The 13,906-nt window shown below is 63.9% G+C and carries 12 protein-coding genes and 1 tRNA gene; 3 read left to right on the top strand and 10 right to left on the bottom strand.

Going from position 1 to position 13,906, the window contains the following annotated elements:
- Nucleotides 1-66: 66 nt before the first annotated feature.
- The 3 genes from rpmA to CH42_RS09415 all read right to left on the bottom strand — a co-directional run bounded on the left by rpmA (nt 67) and on the right by CH42_RS09415 (nt 3,317).
- Complete coding sequence (gene rpmA / locus CH42_RS09425; RefSeq protein WP_053352955.1) at nt 67-321, bottom strand: 50S ribosomal protein L27; 255 nt, start codon at nt 319-321, stop codon at nt 67-69.
- Nucleotides 322-354: 33 nt separating this feature from the next.
- A complete protein-coding gene (gene rplU, locus CH42_RS09420) occupies nt 355-663 on the bottom strand; it encodes a 50S ribosomal protein L21 (RefSeq protein WP_053352954.1) in 309 nt (102 codons plus the stop codon).
- 146 nt (nt 664-809) lie between these two features.
- On the bottom strand, nt 810-3,317 hold the full coding sequence (locus tag CH42_RS09415) for an Rne/Rng family ribonuclease (protein WP_082309383.1): 2,508 nt from the start codon (nt 3,315-3,317) through the stop codon (nt 810-812).
- 260 nt (nt 3,318-3,577) lie between these two features.
- On the opposite strand from CH42_RS09415, the gene CH42_RS09410 reads away from it, so the two are divergent.
- The gene (locus CH42_RS09410) at nt 3,578-4,189 is read left to right on the top strand and encodes a vitamin K epoxide reductase family protein (RefSeq protein WP_053352952.1); all 612 of its coding nucleotides are present in this window, start codon (nt 3,578-3,580) and stop codon (nt 4,187-4,189) included.
- Here the strand turns inward: CH42_RS09410 and coaE are convergent.
- The gene (gene coaE / locus CH42_RS09405; protein ID WP_053352951.1) at nt 4,176-4,781 is read right to left on the bottom strand and encodes a dephospho-CoA kinase; all 606 of its coding nucleotides are present in this window, start codon (nt 4,779-4,781) and stop codon (nt 4,176-4,178) included. The genes CH42_RS09410 and coaE overlap by 14 nt on opposite strands.
- 51 nt (nt 4,782-4,832) lie before the next feature.
- Between coaE and CH42_RS09400 the strand changes: the two genes are divergently transcribed.
- On the top strand, nt 4,833-5,438 hold the full coding sequence (locus CH42_RS09400) for a DUF4126 domain-containing protein (RefSeq protein ID WP_053352950.1): 606 nt from the start codon (nt 4,833-4,835) through the stop codon (nt 5,436-5,438).
- Between the two features lie 82 nt (nt 5,439-5,520).
- Here CH42_RS09400 and rpsA read toward each other — a convergent pair whose 3' ends face one another.
- From rpsA to polA, 3 genes are all read right to left on the bottom strand, one after another.
- A complete protein-coding gene (gene rpsA, locus CH42_RS09395) occupies nt 5,521-6,966 on the bottom strand; it encodes a 30S ribosomal protein S1 (protein WP_053352949.1) in 1,446 nt (481 codons plus the stop codon).
- A 152-nt stretch (nt 6,967-7,118) separates the two neighbouring features.
- Nucleotides 7,119-8,159 (bottom strand): helix-turn-helix domain-containing protein, encoded by a 1,041-nt coding sequence (locus CH42_RS09390; RefSeq protein ID WP_053352948.1) that lies wholly within the window; start codon nt 8,157-8,159, stop codon nt 7,119-7,121.
- Nucleotides 8,160-8,270: 111 nt separating this feature from the next.
- Complete coding sequence (polA, locus tag CH42_RS09385; protein ID WP_082309382.1) at nt 8,271-10,898, bottom strand: DNA polymerase I; 2,628 nt, start codon at nt 10,896-10,898, stop codon at nt 8,271-8,273.
- Nucleotides 10,899-11,013: 115 nt separating this feature from the next.
- On the opposite strand from polA, the gene CH42_RS09380 reads away from it, so the two are divergent.
- Complete coding sequence (locus tag CH42_RS09380) at nt 11,014-11,454, top strand: hotdog fold thioesterase (protein ID WP_053352946.1); 441 nt, start codon at nt 11,014-11,016, stop codon at nt 11,452-11,454.
- A gap of 84 nt (nt 11,455-11,538) precedes the next feature.
- Here the strand turns inward: CH42_RS09380 and CH42_RS09375 are convergent, their stop codons facing one another.
- From CH42_RS09375 to pyk, 3 genes are all read right to left on the bottom strand, one after another.
- Complete coding sequence (locus CH42_RS09375; protein ID WP_053352945.1) at nt 11,539-12,147, bottom strand: ANTAR domain-containing response regulator; 609 nt, start codon at nt 12,145-12,147, stop codon at nt 11,539-11,541.
- A 130-nt stretch (nt 12,148-12,277) separates the two neighbouring features.
- Nucleotides 12,278-12,359 (bottom strand) — tRNA-Leu (locus CH42_RS09370).
- A gap of 83 nt (nt 12,360-12,442) precedes the next feature.
- Nucleotides 12,443-13,897 (bottom strand): pyruvate kinase, encoded by a 1,455-nt coding sequence (gene pyk, locus CH42_RS09365; protein ID WP_053352944.1) that lies wholly within the window; start codon nt 13,895-13,897, stop codon nt 12,443-12,445.
- Nucleotides 13,898-13,906 lie beyond the last annotated feature (9 nt).

The raw sequence follows: 13,906 nt of genomic DNA, 5'->3' as shown, positions 1-13,906 counted from the left end.
TGTTTTCCCTGCCCTAGATACGGCAAAAGGCGAGCCGAAGCCCGCCTCGCCGTTGACTGCCTGTAATTAGGCGGCGGTCACGATGTTGACGACCTTGCGGCCGCCCTTAGCACCAAACTCGACCGCGCCCGCTGCAAGAGCGAACAGGGTGTCGTCGCCGCCACGACCGACGTTTGCGCCGGGGTGGAAGTGCGTGCCACGCTGACGCACGATGATCTCGCCTGCGTTCACCTGCTGGCCGCCGAAGCGCTTCACGCCGAGGCGCTGAGCGTTCGAATCGCGACCGTTACGGGTGGAGCTGGCGCCCTTCTTATGTGCCATGAGTCTCTACTCCTTGAATCGTTCCGAGGCGGATTACTTGATGCCGGTGACCTTGAGGCGCGTCAGATCCTGACGGTGCCCCTGGCGGCTCTTGTAACCGGTCTTGTTCTTGTATCGCTGGATGACGATCTTGGGGCCGCGGAGGTCGTTGAGCACCTCTGCGGTCACCTTGACCTTTGCGAGCTTTGCAGCGTCGGTGGTCACCTGGTCGCCGTCGACGAGGAGCACCGCGGGAAGCTCGAGCTTGCCCTTGGCGTCACCCGAAACACGGTTGACGGTGATGATCGAGCCAACCTCGACCTTTTCCTGACGTCCGCTTGTGCGCACTACTGCGTAAACCACTTCATACCCTTTTCTCGAGGATCGTCTTACGAGCCGAATCGCAGCAGTGCCGCGTTCGAAGCCTGTGTTTGCTGCCCGACAGAGCAGCACCAACGGTCAATATTATCTCGAAGCACCGATTTTGGTCAAATAGGCGCCCCCGCGTGTCACTCGCGTTCTGCGTCTCTCCGCAGTGCTGTGAGGTCGAGCGCCTCCGCGAGCGCCCGCTGGGCCGCCTGCTTGGCATTCACCGGTTCGCTCTCTCCCGACGCGGCATCCGCGCGACTCGGCTCGGCTCCCCCACGCACAGGCGCTGTACTCACACGGCGGTTGCGCGCGCGTCCATTGCCGGCAGCCGGGGCATCAGGGAGCGCGTTCAGCACCGAATCGAGCAACCCGGTCGCCGGCGGCTGGGATTCCGATCGCGGGGCGCGCTGACCTGACGAGCGCTGACCCGCATCAGAGCGATCGGCGTCGCGAGACCCGCTCCGCGATGACACGCGGCCGGTCACCGGAGCGGAGGACTCAGCCGCAGGGGCAGACTCCACCTCGCGAGCTGCCGCCTGAATCGCTTGAGCGAGTTCTTCGTGCTCGGGCTTCGGCGCGTGCAGCGTCGACGCCGCGACCTGAGCGAGCATGTTCTTCGCCCCGTCGCTGATCGCGTGCGTCTGGGACTTCGCATCGACGTGCGGCTGCTGCCCCTTGGCGCGCTTCGCATTGCGCGGCGACGACTCTGCTCGGTGGTGCTTGGCCACCGGCTCATGATGCACGATCACACCACGACCTGCGCAGACATCGCACGGCTCACTGAACGATTCGAGCAGCCCGATCCCCAGTTTTTTGCGGGTCATCTGCACGAGGCCGAGTGACGTCACCTCGGCGACCTGATGCTTCGTACGATCCCGGCTCAGGCACTCGACCATGCGGCGCAGCACCAGATCGCGGTTCGACTCGAGCACCATATCGATGAAGTCGACGACGATGATGCCACCGATGTCACGCAGACGCAGCTGGCGCACAATCTCTTCAGCGGCCTCGAGATTGTTCTTCGTGACCGTCTCTTCGAGATTGCCGCCCGAACCGACGAACTTGCCCGTATTGACGTCGACCACCGTCATCGCCTCGGTGCGATCGATGACGAGCGATCCGCCCGAGGGCAGCCACACCTTGCGGTCCAGCGCCTTGGCGATCTGCTCGGTCACTCGGTATTCGTCAAAGATGTCTCGCTCATGTGTGAAGCGTTCGACGCGCTCGAGCAAATCCGGAGCCACCTGCGACAGGTAGCGCTCGATCGTCTCGTACGTATCTGTGCCCGAGATCGTCAAGCGGTGGAAGTCCTCGTTGAACACGTCGCGAACGATCTTGATCAGCATGTCGGGCTCCGAGTGCAGCAGCACCGGCCCGCCGCCCTTCTCTACCCGCTTCTGGATCGACTCCCACTGACGAGTGAGGCGCTGCACATCGTGGGTCAGCTGATCCTCGCTCGCGCCCTCCGCAGCCGTGCGGACGATGACGCCGGCACCGCTCGGCAGCACTTCCTTCAGGATCTTCTTGAGCCGCGCGCGCTCCGTATCGGGAAGCTTCCGCGAGATACCGTTCATCGCGCCGCCGGGAACGTACACCAGGAATCGCCCAGGTAGCGAGATCTGACTCGTCAGACGCGCACCCTTGTGACCGACCGGGTCCTTCGTCACCTGCACGAGCACCTGATCGCCCGGCTTCAGCGCATTCTCGATGCGGCGGGCGGTATTGCCGCCCTCGAACTCGGACCAGTCGACTTCGCCCGAGTACAGCACTGCATTTCGGCCCCGGCCGATGTCAACGAATGCCGCCTCCATGCTCGGCAGCACGTTCTGCACGCGACCGAGGTACACGTTGCCGATGAGCGAGTTCTCGCTCGACCGAGCAACGTAGTGCTCGACCAGTACCTTGTCCTCAAGCACACCGATCTGCACGCGATCCGCAGTCGTGCGCACAATCATCTCGCGATCGACTGCCTCGCGGCGCGCCAGGAACTCCGACTCAGTGATGACCACGCGGCGGCGACCAGCATCACGACCGTCGCGTCGACGCTGCTTCTTCGCCTCGAGGCGGGTGGATCCCTTCACCTTCTGCGGCTCCGTGATGACGGGGGCCTGACGCTGCGGGCGACGCGGCGCTTCTTCGTCGGGGTGCGCTGCCGATTCAGCACCGTTGCGCCGCCGGTTGCGGCGCTGCTGTGCGGGTGACTCGCGATTCTCTGGCGCATCGTCGCGCGAGAAACGCTCATCAAGCAGGTCGTCGAGCTGACGCAACTCAGACGGACGGAAATCGGAGCGCCGCGAGCGCGGGGCCACCGGGGGCACGTCGGGCGCCAGGAAGATCAGTCGCGTCGTGGCCCGGAACCGCTCCTCCGGAGTCATGTCGGCGAGCGGCAGCAGCAGCTGCGGCTTCGCCGGAGCCCCCGGCGACTCCTCGGAGGCGTCGGAGGGAGACGCATCATCTGCCGACTCCCCCGCCTCAGCGGCGTCACCGTACGCAGCGGGTGCGGCCTCCGGGTCGACATCGGCCGACTGGGGAGATTCGCTTGCAGCCGATGCGCCCTCTACCGGAGTGGCAACTGATGTCGCTTCTGCAACCTCAGTGCTGTCGTCCGCCTGCTCTGTGTTGGGTTCTGTATTCGTCTCGTTCACCATTACTGGCGTCTCCTCTGCCCCGAGGTGCAGAAGCATTGCCCGGGGACACTTCTCGTGCGGGGTAACCCGCGAATCCTATTCTCCGCGGATGCCCCGCATCCGCGCTCGGTCGTTCTTCGACCGGTGAGGGTCTTGCGACCATCAAAAGACTGTGCGCACGTTTCGCCGGTTCGGCGCGCCGTACGCCCTCCATTATGTCACGGAGGTGTCGCCTGGTGCAGAGCAGATGAATTCGCAGGTGCGGCCGCTACGATCACCCCATGAGCTCTGAACTCCGCGCGCATTCGCGGCCTATCGCGTTCGCCCTGTTCACCCTGATCGCCGGCGTCGTGGGCTGGTTCGCGTCGTTCGAACTGCTCACCGAATACATCAAGACACTCCAAGATCCCGGCTACATTCCGAACTGCTCGGTGAGCATTCTCGTGACCTGCGGCCCGAACATGGCCTCGTGGCAAGGCTCCCTCCTGGGCTTCAGCAACACCATCATTGGCGTCTCGGCGTTTGTCGCGCCCATCGCCGTGGGTGTCGCACTGCTCGCCGGGGCACGCTTTTCGGCCTGGTTCTGGGCGTTGTACCAGGTCGGCCTGCTGGCCGGGTTCACCCTCATCTGCTGGCTCTTCAGCCAGAGCGTCTTTGTGATCGGAACGCTGTGTCCGTGGTGCATGGTGGTGTGGACCGTGATGATCCCGCTCTGGTGGGTCTCGTTCTTCCGCCCCTACGCCGTTGGAGACATTCCGGTGTCTGCTGGCGCACAGCGCTTCTTCGCGAAGTGCTACTCGTGGAGCTGGGTCGTCATTCTCGTCTGCTACGCGGTCATCGCATTCATTGCGCAGTTGCAGCTGAACTGGATCGCCGAATTCAGCCGGATGTAGTGAGGCGCCGCCACAGCCGGTCGACTTGCGCGATCGTCTCCGGCTCCGTACCCGATGTATCGATCACGTGGTCGGCGAGGGCTCGACGCTCGGCATCGGTCGCCTGGTTCGCGATACGACGTCGAGCATCGTCTTCGGCCATGCCGCGGAGGTGCACCATGCGAGCAACACGGGTCTCGACATCGGCTTCCGCGACGACAACCTGATTCCATTCGCCCTCGCGGGCCTCGGTCTCGACAAGCAGCGGTATCTCGTACACCACGATGGACGAAGCATCCGCCGCTTCCGCCGCGCGTGACCGTTCGGCGAAGAGGCGCCGCACCTCAGGATGCACGATGGCGTTGAGTGCGGCGAGAGCAGCGGGATCGCCGAACACTCGGGCCCCGAGGGCCGCGCGATCCAACGACCCGTCGGCGAGCAGCATCTGTGGTCCGAAACGATCAATGACGGCCGCGAGTCCCGGCGAACCCGGCGCAACCGCTGCACGAGCCAACTCGTCGGCGTCGATTCGCGTGGCCCCGAGCTCTTCGAGTCGCTTGCCGATCGTCGATTTTCCCGCGGCGATCCCGCCCGTGAGTGCGATCACCTGCATGCCGCACAGCCTATCCGGTGATCTGCGTATGCTGAGACGCAGGAGGTGACCATGCTCGAAATCCTCACCGGCATGACGCTCGCGGCGTCAGCCGGTTTGAACGCCTACATTCCGCTGCTCGGGCTCGGCCTGCTTTCACGCTATACCTCGATCGTGCAGCTGCCCGATGGATGGGTCTGGCTCGAGAACGGGTGGAGCCTCGGGATTCTCGGCGCACTCCTGGCCATCGAGATTCTCGTCGACAAGATTCCCGCGCTCGACTCCGTGAATGACGTGCTCCACACCATCGTTCGGCCGGCATCGGGCGGCATGGTGTTCGCGGCCGGCTCAGGCAGTGATACCTGGGCCGTGTCTGACCCCTCGACCCTCGTGCAATCCGGGAGCATCTGGCCATTCGTCCTCGGTGTGACCACTGCACTGGTGCCGCATCTTCTGAAAACGATCGCTCGACCCCTCATCAATGCGATGACCGCGGGAGCTGGAGCGGCGGTCTCGAGCGCTCTCGAAGACTTCGCAGCGGCCGCGCTCACGGTGCTCGCCGTCATCGTACCGGTGCTCGCACTCGTCGGTGTCATCGCGGTCTGCACCCTCTTGATCAGGCGACTGCGGCGCGCGCTGCGCGATCGTCGTCAGAGAACCGCGCCCGCAACCGTCTGATCTCGGCGACAACGCCGAAGGCCCGGCCCCCGAAAACGGGGACCGGGCCTTCGTAACTGGCACGCGGAGCGTGCCGTGAGGGTTAGTTACCCTCGAGCTGTGCCTTCAGAGCGGCGAGTGCCGCATCGTCGGCGAGAGCACCGGTCGAAGCCGAATCGCTCGAGAAGCTCGAAGACGGTGCCTCGACTGCCGGAGCCGCAGCGGCCTCGGCGAGCATCGAAGCGACCTGCTTCTTGTGTGCTTCCCAACGCTCCTGGGCAGCAGCGTACTCCTGCTCCCACTTCTCGCGCTGCGACTCGAAGCCGTCCTTCCACTCCTGGGTCTCGGGATCGAAGCCCTCGGGGTACTTGTACTCGCCGTTCTCGTCGTACTCCGTGGTCATGCCGTAGAGCGCGGGATCGAACTCGGTGCCCTCAGGATCGACGCCGTCGTTCGCCTGCTTGAGGCTGAGCGAGATGCGGCGACGCTCGAGATCGATGTCGATGATCTTGACGAAGACCTCCTGGCCGGCCGAAACGACCTGCTCAGCGAGCTCGACGTGCTGGCCCGACAGCTCCGAGATGTGCACGAGGCCCTCGATGCCATCGGCAACGCGGACGAATGCACCGAAGGGAACGAGCTTGGTGACGACGCCCGGGGCGATCTGGCCGATCGCGTGGGTGCGTGCGAAGACCTGCCACGGATCCTCCTGCGTCGCCTTCAGCGAAAGCGACACGCGCTCGCGGTCGAGCTCGACGGAGAGCACCTCGACGGTGACTTCCTGGCCGACCTCGACGACGTCGGAAGCGTGCTCGATGTGCTTCCACGAGAGCTCGGAGACGTGCACGAGGCCGTCCACGCCGCCCAGGTCGACGAACGCACCGAAGTTGACGATCGACGAGATGACGCCCTTGCGCACCTGGCCGGGCTTGAGCTCGGCGAGGAACGAGGAGCGAGTCGCCGACTGCGTCTCTTCGAGCAGTGCACGACGCGAGAGCACCACGTTGTTGCGGTTCTTGTCGAGCTCGAGGATCTTCGCCTCGATCTCCTGGCCGAGGTACGGCGTCAGGTCGCGCACGCGGCGCAGTTCGATGAGCGAAGCCGGGAGGAAGCCGCGGAGCCCGATGTCCACGATGAGGCCGCCCTTGACGACCTCGATGACGGTGCCGGTGACGACGCCCTCGTTCTCCTTGATCTTCTCCACGTCGCCCCAAGCGCGCTCGTACTGTGCGCGCTTCTTCGACAGGATCAGGCGACCCTCTTTGTCCTCTTTCTGGAGCACGAGTGCCTCGACCGAGTCACCGACGTTGACAACCTCATCGGGGTTGACGTCGTGCTTGATGGACAGCTCGCGCGAGGGGATGACACCCTCGGTCTTGAACCCGACGTCGAGGAGCACCTCGTCGCGGTCAATCTTCACAACGGTGCCTTCGATGAGGTCTCCGTCGTTGAAGGACTTAATGGTCTTTTCGACCGCTGCAAGGAAGTCTTCGGCCGAGCCGATGTCGTTTACTGCAACCTGCTTGCGTTCGGTCGTTGCGTTCGTCATGTAATTGGTCTCCAGAATGGACAGGGTATTCAGGCGGAAGCGCGCCGATCTTGGCCGAACCCGACGGTTCGCGAGCGCTCCCACGTGTGGACATGGTTGAGTCGCCACAGATGTGACGCTCTATGGTACCCCGGGAACACGCCCGGGATCAATTACACGGTGGGAACGGCGCGTCCGGTACGCGAGGCACGAACGATCGCGCTGACACCGAGCACGAGCGCGATGAGCAGTGCACCCAGCAGCACGAAGAACTGCACGTTCGCGTTGATCGTGGTGTCGTCCCAGCGAGTGAGATCGAGGGTGCCGCCTGAATCTTCACCGAGCACTCGATCGACGGCACGGTCAATCGCAAATGCGCACGCACCTGCGATCGCGATCGCAACCGCCCAGCGGCCGAGACGGTTCAACGGGAGGTATCGCAGCACCAGTGCATTCACCCAAATCGGGGCGAGCGCAATCGCGGCGAGAGGGAGCACGGGGTGCAGCCAGAGTTCGGGGGCGCCGATTGACACCATGATCACGAGCAGCAGGAGGAGTGCCCCCACGGTGTCGAGTGCGAGCGCGATAACAGTTCGATGCCTGGACAACGCAGCGGGGAGTTCGAGCAGCGACAGCCAGATCGGGCCGAACACCACGATCAGGCCAAAGAGCACAGAAGCGAGCGCGATCGGCAACCAGGATCCGCCGTCGGAACCGATCCAGACCACGCACAGGAGCGCGGCGAGGCTCAGTACGGCACCCCACAGCGCACTCCAACCCGGCTTCGGGATCGGGAGCAGTGGCAGACTCGTGAGACAGAATGCCAACAGCACTGCCGGAAGCACCGTCCAGAACCAGGACAGCGTGTGCGAGACCGAGAGGTTGACGATGAAGCAGGCCAGGATCGCCGCGGCGTACGCACTCAGGCTGGTCCAGAGCACGGCGCCCCGCCAGCGCCGGTAGGTGCGTGCGTCGCGCTGGTCGGCGCGACCGAGTCGATCTTCGCTGGCGCTGATGAGCTCTTGGGTACTCACACCGAGTGCGTCGGCAAGATGGGCGACGAGGGTGATGTCGGGGTACGACAGACCGCGCTCCCACTTGGAGACGGCGGACTCAGTGACGTGCAGGTGCTCGGCGAGTTGTCGTTGAGTAAGGCCGGCGTCACGGCGTCGTTCCGTGACGAAAATGCCGAAGTCGTGTTTGGTGATGTTCATGAGAGTTATCCAAGCAGTGCGGGTCGCCCGGCCAGCCCGAAACTCGTGATTTCACCACTCGACTGTTGAGCCAGTGGCGGAATCACGCGGAAGTCGGGTTACGCGAACCGGTCAGTGCGCCGCCGCGTTCCAGTTCGGACCGTGCCCGACCTGCACCTCGAGTGGCACCGAGAGTTCAGCCGCGCCCGCCATTTCCTCTCGCACAATCGCCTCGAGCGCATCCCACTCGCCTTCGGCGACCTCGAACATGAGCTCGTCATGAATTTGGAGCAACATGCGCGAGGAGAGATTCGCCTCGCTCATGCGACGTTCCACTTCGATCATGGCGCGCTTGATGATGTCGGCTGCCGACCCCTGAATCGGCGCGTTCAGCGCGGCGCGCTCGGCATTTTCGCGGAGCACGCGATTCGGGCTCGCGAGGTCCGGGAACGGGCGGCGACGACCGAAGATGGTTTCGGTGAACATATCGCGCTTCGCCTGGTCGACGACGGAGCGCAGGTAGTCGCGCACGCCGCCGAAGCGTTCGAAGTAGTCGGTCATGAGCTGCTTGGCTTCGGCAGCGGAGATGTTGAGCTGCTTCGAGAGCCCGAACGCCGACAGGCCGTATGCGAGACCATACGACATCGCCTTGACCTTCGATCGCATCTCGTTGGTGACCTCGTCGGGTGCGACTCCGAAGATCCGGGCGCCGACGAACCGGTGCAGGTCTTCGCCCTCATTGAACGCCTGGATCAGCCCGGCATCGCCCGACAGGTGCGCCATGATCCGCATCTCAATCTGGGAATAGTCCGCGGTCATCAGCGTCGAGAATTCACCGCTGTGGATGAAGCCCTCGCGGATGCGACGCCCTTCTTCCGAGCGCACGGGAATGTTCTGGAGATTCGGATCGGTCGACGCAAGTCGTCCGGTGCTCGAACCCGTCTGCACGAAGGTGGTGTGGATTCGGCCGTCGGGCTGCACCGCTTTGATGAGCGACTCCACCATTTGACGCAGCTTGTTCGCGTCGCGATGGCCGAGCAGTGCATCGAGGAACGGGTGGGGCTGTTTCGTCTGCAGGTCAGCGAGGGCCGCCGCATCGGTAGTGTACCCACGAGTGGTCTTGCGCGTCTTCGGCATGTCAAGCTCGTCGAAGAGCACTTCCTGCAGCTGCTTCGGCGACGACAGATTGACCTCATGGCCGATCGCATCGAACGCCTGTTGCTGCAGTTCGGCGACACGCGCCGTCAGCTCCGCGTCTTGCGCGGCGAACAGCGGCTCATCGATCTGCACCCCGCGGTGCTCAAGGGCGTGGAGCACCGGTACGAGCGGCAACTCGATATCTCGATAGACCTCGCCGGCCCGCGATTCGAATCGCTCAACGATCGCGGCGTGCAGGCGCACGACGTACCAGGCGAGTGTCGCGATATCGGCGACACTGCCCTCGTCGGGGACGAGCTGATTGGGATCACCCTCGGGCACCTGCTCCCCCAAATACCGGAATACCGCATCGTTGATGCTCTTCTCCGCGTTCGACGGGCGCAACACCCACGCGGCGAGCAGAGCATCGCCCGCGATCCCTCCGATGATCACTCCCCCGCGCCGCGCGACGGCGAGTTGCTGCTTCGCGTCATAGAAGGTCTTCGGTGCATCGGATGCGAGCCACTCCTCGAAGAGTGTGTAGTCGCGCCCGCCCGGCTGCCAATCGAATCGAACCGAGGATTCGGGGGTCGCCACCCCCACTTCGAAGCCGCCATCAAGCTCACGAACCAGTACTGCGGGGTTCTCGTTCTTCTGCAGCCAATCTGCGAGTTCCTCGTCAATGAGATTCTTCGACTCCGGCCGCTCGGGCGCGAGCGGCACGGCGGCCGACACCGTCGACCCGCCCGTGGGCACCTCTGCGCCGGCAAGCTTGCCCACGCGCTGGAGCAGCGTGCGGAACTCAAGCTTCGCAAAGATCTGCTGCACCGCCGCCATGTCGATCTCGCCACGTTTGAGTTCATCGAGTTCGACATCGAGCTCGACATCGCGCACCAGACGGTTCAACCGACGGTTTCGTTCGGCCAGGTGCGCGTGCTCACGCAAGCTCTCGCCGACCTTACCGCCGACCTCGTCTTGCCGACGCAGGATCTCTTCGAGGGAGCCGAACTGATTGATCCATTTCACGGCCGTCTTCTCACCCACGCGGGGGATGCCGGGCAAATTATCGCTCGTCTCCCCGACGAGCGCCGCGATCTCAGGGTATTGCTCGGGCCGAATACCGTAACGCTCCATGACCTTCGCGCCGTCGTAGCGCGTCAACTCACTCACGCCCTGCTTCGACGGGTAGAGCAGGGTCACTCGATCATCAACGAGCTGGATGGTGTCGCGGTCACCGCTGACCACGAGCACCCGGTACCCACGCTCTGCGGCACGCGTCGACAACGTCGCCAGAATGTCGTCGGCCTCGTAATTCTCCTTCTCAAGGGTACGGATACCCATCGCGTGCAGCGCCTCTTGCAGCAGCGGGATCTGCCCCTTGAACTCTGCGGGCGTCTCGCCGCGAGTGCCTTTGTACTCCGGGTATTCCTCGGTGCGGAACGAGTGTCGAGAAATATCGAACGCGACCGCGAGTGCATCGGGCTGTTCGTTGCCCAGCAGATTGATGAGCATCGCGATAAACCCGTGAATCGCATTCGTGTGCTGACCCGACTGCGTCTGGAAACTGTCTACCGGCAAGGCGTAGAAAGCACGGAATGCGAGCGAGTGGCCATCGATGACCATGAGAGTAGGCTGAGTGTTCGACACGGCATCAGCCTACAATCCGCCGCCGACATTCCCCAGGGCGTGCACCGATACGGTCGAGTCGCGCGTGTCACATCGTCTCCGAAAGGTTCCCATGACTGACTCCCCCGCACACGCAGACGCCGCACCGATCGATGGTCTCGCCTACATCCGCGAACGCGGTATGGGTGCCCTTGCCGATCGCATGGGCATCGAAGCCATCGAATTCACCCGTGACCGCGCGGTCGCGACCATGCCGGTCGCGGGCAATACGCAACCGATCGGCCTCCTGCACGGCGGCGCGTATGTGGTGCTCGGAGAATCGCTCGGATCCATGCATGCGAATCTCGTCGCCCCTGAGGGGTATGTCGCGGTCGGCGTCGACATCAACGCGACGCACACCGGCTCGGCGACGTCTGGCCTGGTCACCGGCGTGTGCACTCCGATCAAGCTGGGGCGCAGCATTGCGGTCCACGAGATCGTGATCACCGACGAACACGGCAGCCGTTGCTCCACGGTGCGCATCACCAATTTTTACAAGCAGCAGCGCGACTAGTCTCCGGCACACAGGAAGGCCCCGGAACCCGCATTCGCGGGCCGGGGCCTTCCTGTATTCGCGGTCGAACTCGACGGCGACAGATTACTCCTTCTTCTGCCCGAGCTGATCGATGATCGTCTTGGCGACATCTTGCATGGTCAGACGACGATCCATCGACGCCTTCTGAATCCAGCGGAACGCCTCGGGCTCGCTCAGGCCCATCTTGTCGTTCAAGATGCCCTTGGCGCGATCCACGAGCTTGCGGGTCTCGAAACGCTCAGCGAGATCGGCGACTTCGCTTTCGAGCGCCACAATCTGCTGGAATCGCGACAGGGCGATCTCAATCGCGGGGATCAGGTCGGCCGGGGTGAACGGCTTCACGACATAGGCGAGCGCACCGGCTTCGCTTGCGCGCTCCACCAGCTCCCGCTGGCTGAACGCAGTGAGCAGCACAACCGGGGCCATGTGCGTCTTATTGATGCGCTCTGCTGCGGAGATGCCATCGAGCTGCGGCATCTTCACATCCATGACCACGAGATCCGGGCGCAGCTCCTCGACGAGCTTGACGGCGGTCTCGCCATCACCGGCCTCGCCGACCACCTCGAAACCGTTATCGCGCAGGGTCTCGACGATGTCGAGACGGATCAGGGATTCGTCTTCCGCAACGACAACGCGTCGCGGAGCGCTCGGTGCAGTGCTCTGGTCATTCACCCGTCCAGCTTACGACATTCATACTGCGGAATTCCGAAAAGCAGCTTGAATTCGAGCGTTCGCACCGAGGCCCACACGCACAGATGCCCCGCTGCGTGACGTGAGTCACTGCAGCGGGGCATCGAGTTCGTGCCGAATGCGGGACTTGAACCCGCACGCCTTTCGGCAACGCATTTTGAGTGCGCCGTGTCTGCCAATTCCACCAATTCGGCGAACTCCACCAGCCTAGCGCACAGACAGGCGAAGGTTGCGCGCGACGCGGCCCCGGTGGGCGCGTCGCGCGCATGCGAACGGGCTAGTTGCCGAACGTACGCGGACCGGCCTCAGGCAATAGCCCCGTCGATTCACCCATGCGATGAATGCGCAGCGTGTTCGTCGTGCCGACCACTCCGGGAGGCGATCCGGCAATGATCAAGACCTTCTCGCCGAGCTCCGCGCGAGAGTGCTCGAGCAACACCTTGTCGACCTGCTCGAACATCTCATCGGTGCTGCCGACACGGGGCACCTCATAGCTCTGCGCACCCCAGGTCAGCTCCATGCGACGACGCGTCCCGGCGTCAGGGGTGAAGCCGACGATCGGAATCGGTCGGCGCAATCGCGACATGCGACGCACAGTGTCACCGGACTCCGTGAAGACGCAGATGAAGCGGGCTCCGATGAAATCAGCGACCTCAGAAGCTGCAAGGGTGAGCGCACCGCCCTGGGTGCGGGGAGCGCTCCCGAGAGGTTCGATGCGGCCGAGCGCGTGATCCTCCGTGGCCTCGATGATTCGAGCCATCGTCGCGACAGCCTGCACCGGGTACGCGCCGACGCTGGTCTCGCCCGAAAGCATCACCGCGTCGGCACCGTCGAGAACGGCGTTCGCGCAGTCGGAGGCTTCAGCTCGGGTGGGGCGCGGGTTCTCGATCATCGACTCGAGCACCTGGGTGGCCACGATGACCGGCTTCGCATTGCGTCGCGCGATCGACACCGCTTCAGCCTGCACCAACGGCACCTGCTCAAGCGGCAGCTCGACTCCGAGATCGCCACGTGCCACCATGATGCCGTCGAAAGCTGCGACGATCTCTTCGAGATGCTCGACCGCCTGCGGCTTCTCGATCTTGGCGATCACGGGCAGACGCACGCCGGCTTCGTCCATGATCTCGTGCACGCGCGTGATGTCGGCGGCGTCACGCACGAACGACAGTGCGATGTAGTCGACGCCCAGCGCGAGCGCCCAACGCAGATCTTCTTCGTCCTTGTCCGAGAGCGCCGGAACGTTGACGGCCACGCCCGGCAGATTGATGCCCTTGTTGTTCGACACCTTGCCCGGAATCTCAACGGTCGTATACACCGTGTCTTCCGTCACTTTCACCGCGCGCAGAGCGACCTTGCCGTCGTCGACGAGCAACGGATCTCCGGGGCGCACATCTCCGGGAAGTCCCTTGTGCGTCGTTCCGCAGATCGTTCGGTCGCCCACGATCTCTCGGGTCGTGATTGCGAATTCGTCGCCGACCTCGAGCTCGTACGGACCATCGGCGAACACACCGAGGCGAATCTTCGGCCCCTGCAAGTCGGCGAGCACTGCGATGGGACGCTGCACCTCGGCCTCGGCGCGACGGATATTGCGATAGATGCCCTCGTGCACGTTGTAGGTGCCATGGGACATGTTCAGGCGAGCCACATTCACGCCGGCCTGGATCAGCGCGAGCGTGTGGTCGTAACTGGAAACAGCGGGGCCCCAGGTGGCGACGATCTTGGCGTGACGCATGCAGCGGTC

The organism is Leucobacter musarum subsp. musarum (assembly GCF_001273845.1).
In the GTDB taxonomy this organism is placed as follows: domain Bacteria; phylum Actinomycetota; class Actinomycetes; order Actinomycetales; family Microbacteriaceae; genus Leucobacter; species Leucobacter musarum.
Note: the sequence above shows the minus strand (reverse complement) of the source record. Positions and strands in the feature narration are given on the sequence as shown.

Bases quoted from the DNA above. Each gene is read 5' to 3' on its own strand.
- rpmA (WP_053352955.1), bottom strand. From the start codon at position 321: ATGGCACATAAGAAGGGCGCCAGCTCCACCCGTAACGGTCGCGATTCG.
- CH42_RS09415 (WP_082309383.1), bottom strand. From the start codon at position 3,317: ATGGTGAACGAGACGAATACAGAACCCAACACAGAGCAGGCGGACGAC.
- CH42_RS09410 (WP_053352952.1), top strand. From the start codon at position 3,578: ATGAGCTCTGAACTCCGCGCGCATTCGCGGCCTATCGCGTTCGCCCTG.
- coaE (WP_053352951.1), bottom strand. From the start codon at position 4,781: ATGCAGGTGATCGCACTCACGGGCGGGATCGCCGCGGGAAAATCGACG.
- CH42_RS09400 (WP_053352950.1), top strand. From the start codon at position 4,833: ATGCTCGAAATCCTCACCGGCATGACGCTCGCGGCGTCAGCCGGTTTG.
- rpsA (WP_053352949.1), bottom strand. From the start codon at position 6,966: ATGACGAACGCAACGACCGAACGCAAGCAGGTTGCAGTAAACGACATC.
- CH42_RS09390 (WP_053352948.1), bottom strand. From the start codon at position 8,159: ATGAACATCACCAAACACGACTTCGGCATTTTCGTCACGGAACGACGC.
- polA (WP_082309382.1), bottom strand. From the start codon at position 10,898: ATGGTCATCGATGGCCACTCGCTCGCATTCCGTGCTTTCTACGCCTTG.
- CH42_RS09380 (WP_053352946.1), top strand. From the start codon at position 11,014: ATGACTGACTCCCCCGCACACGCAGACGCCGCACCGATCGATGGTCTC.
- pyk (WP_053352944.1), bottom strand. From the start codon at position 13,897: ATGCGTCACGCCAAGATCGTCGCCACCTGGGGCCCCGCTGTTTCCAGT.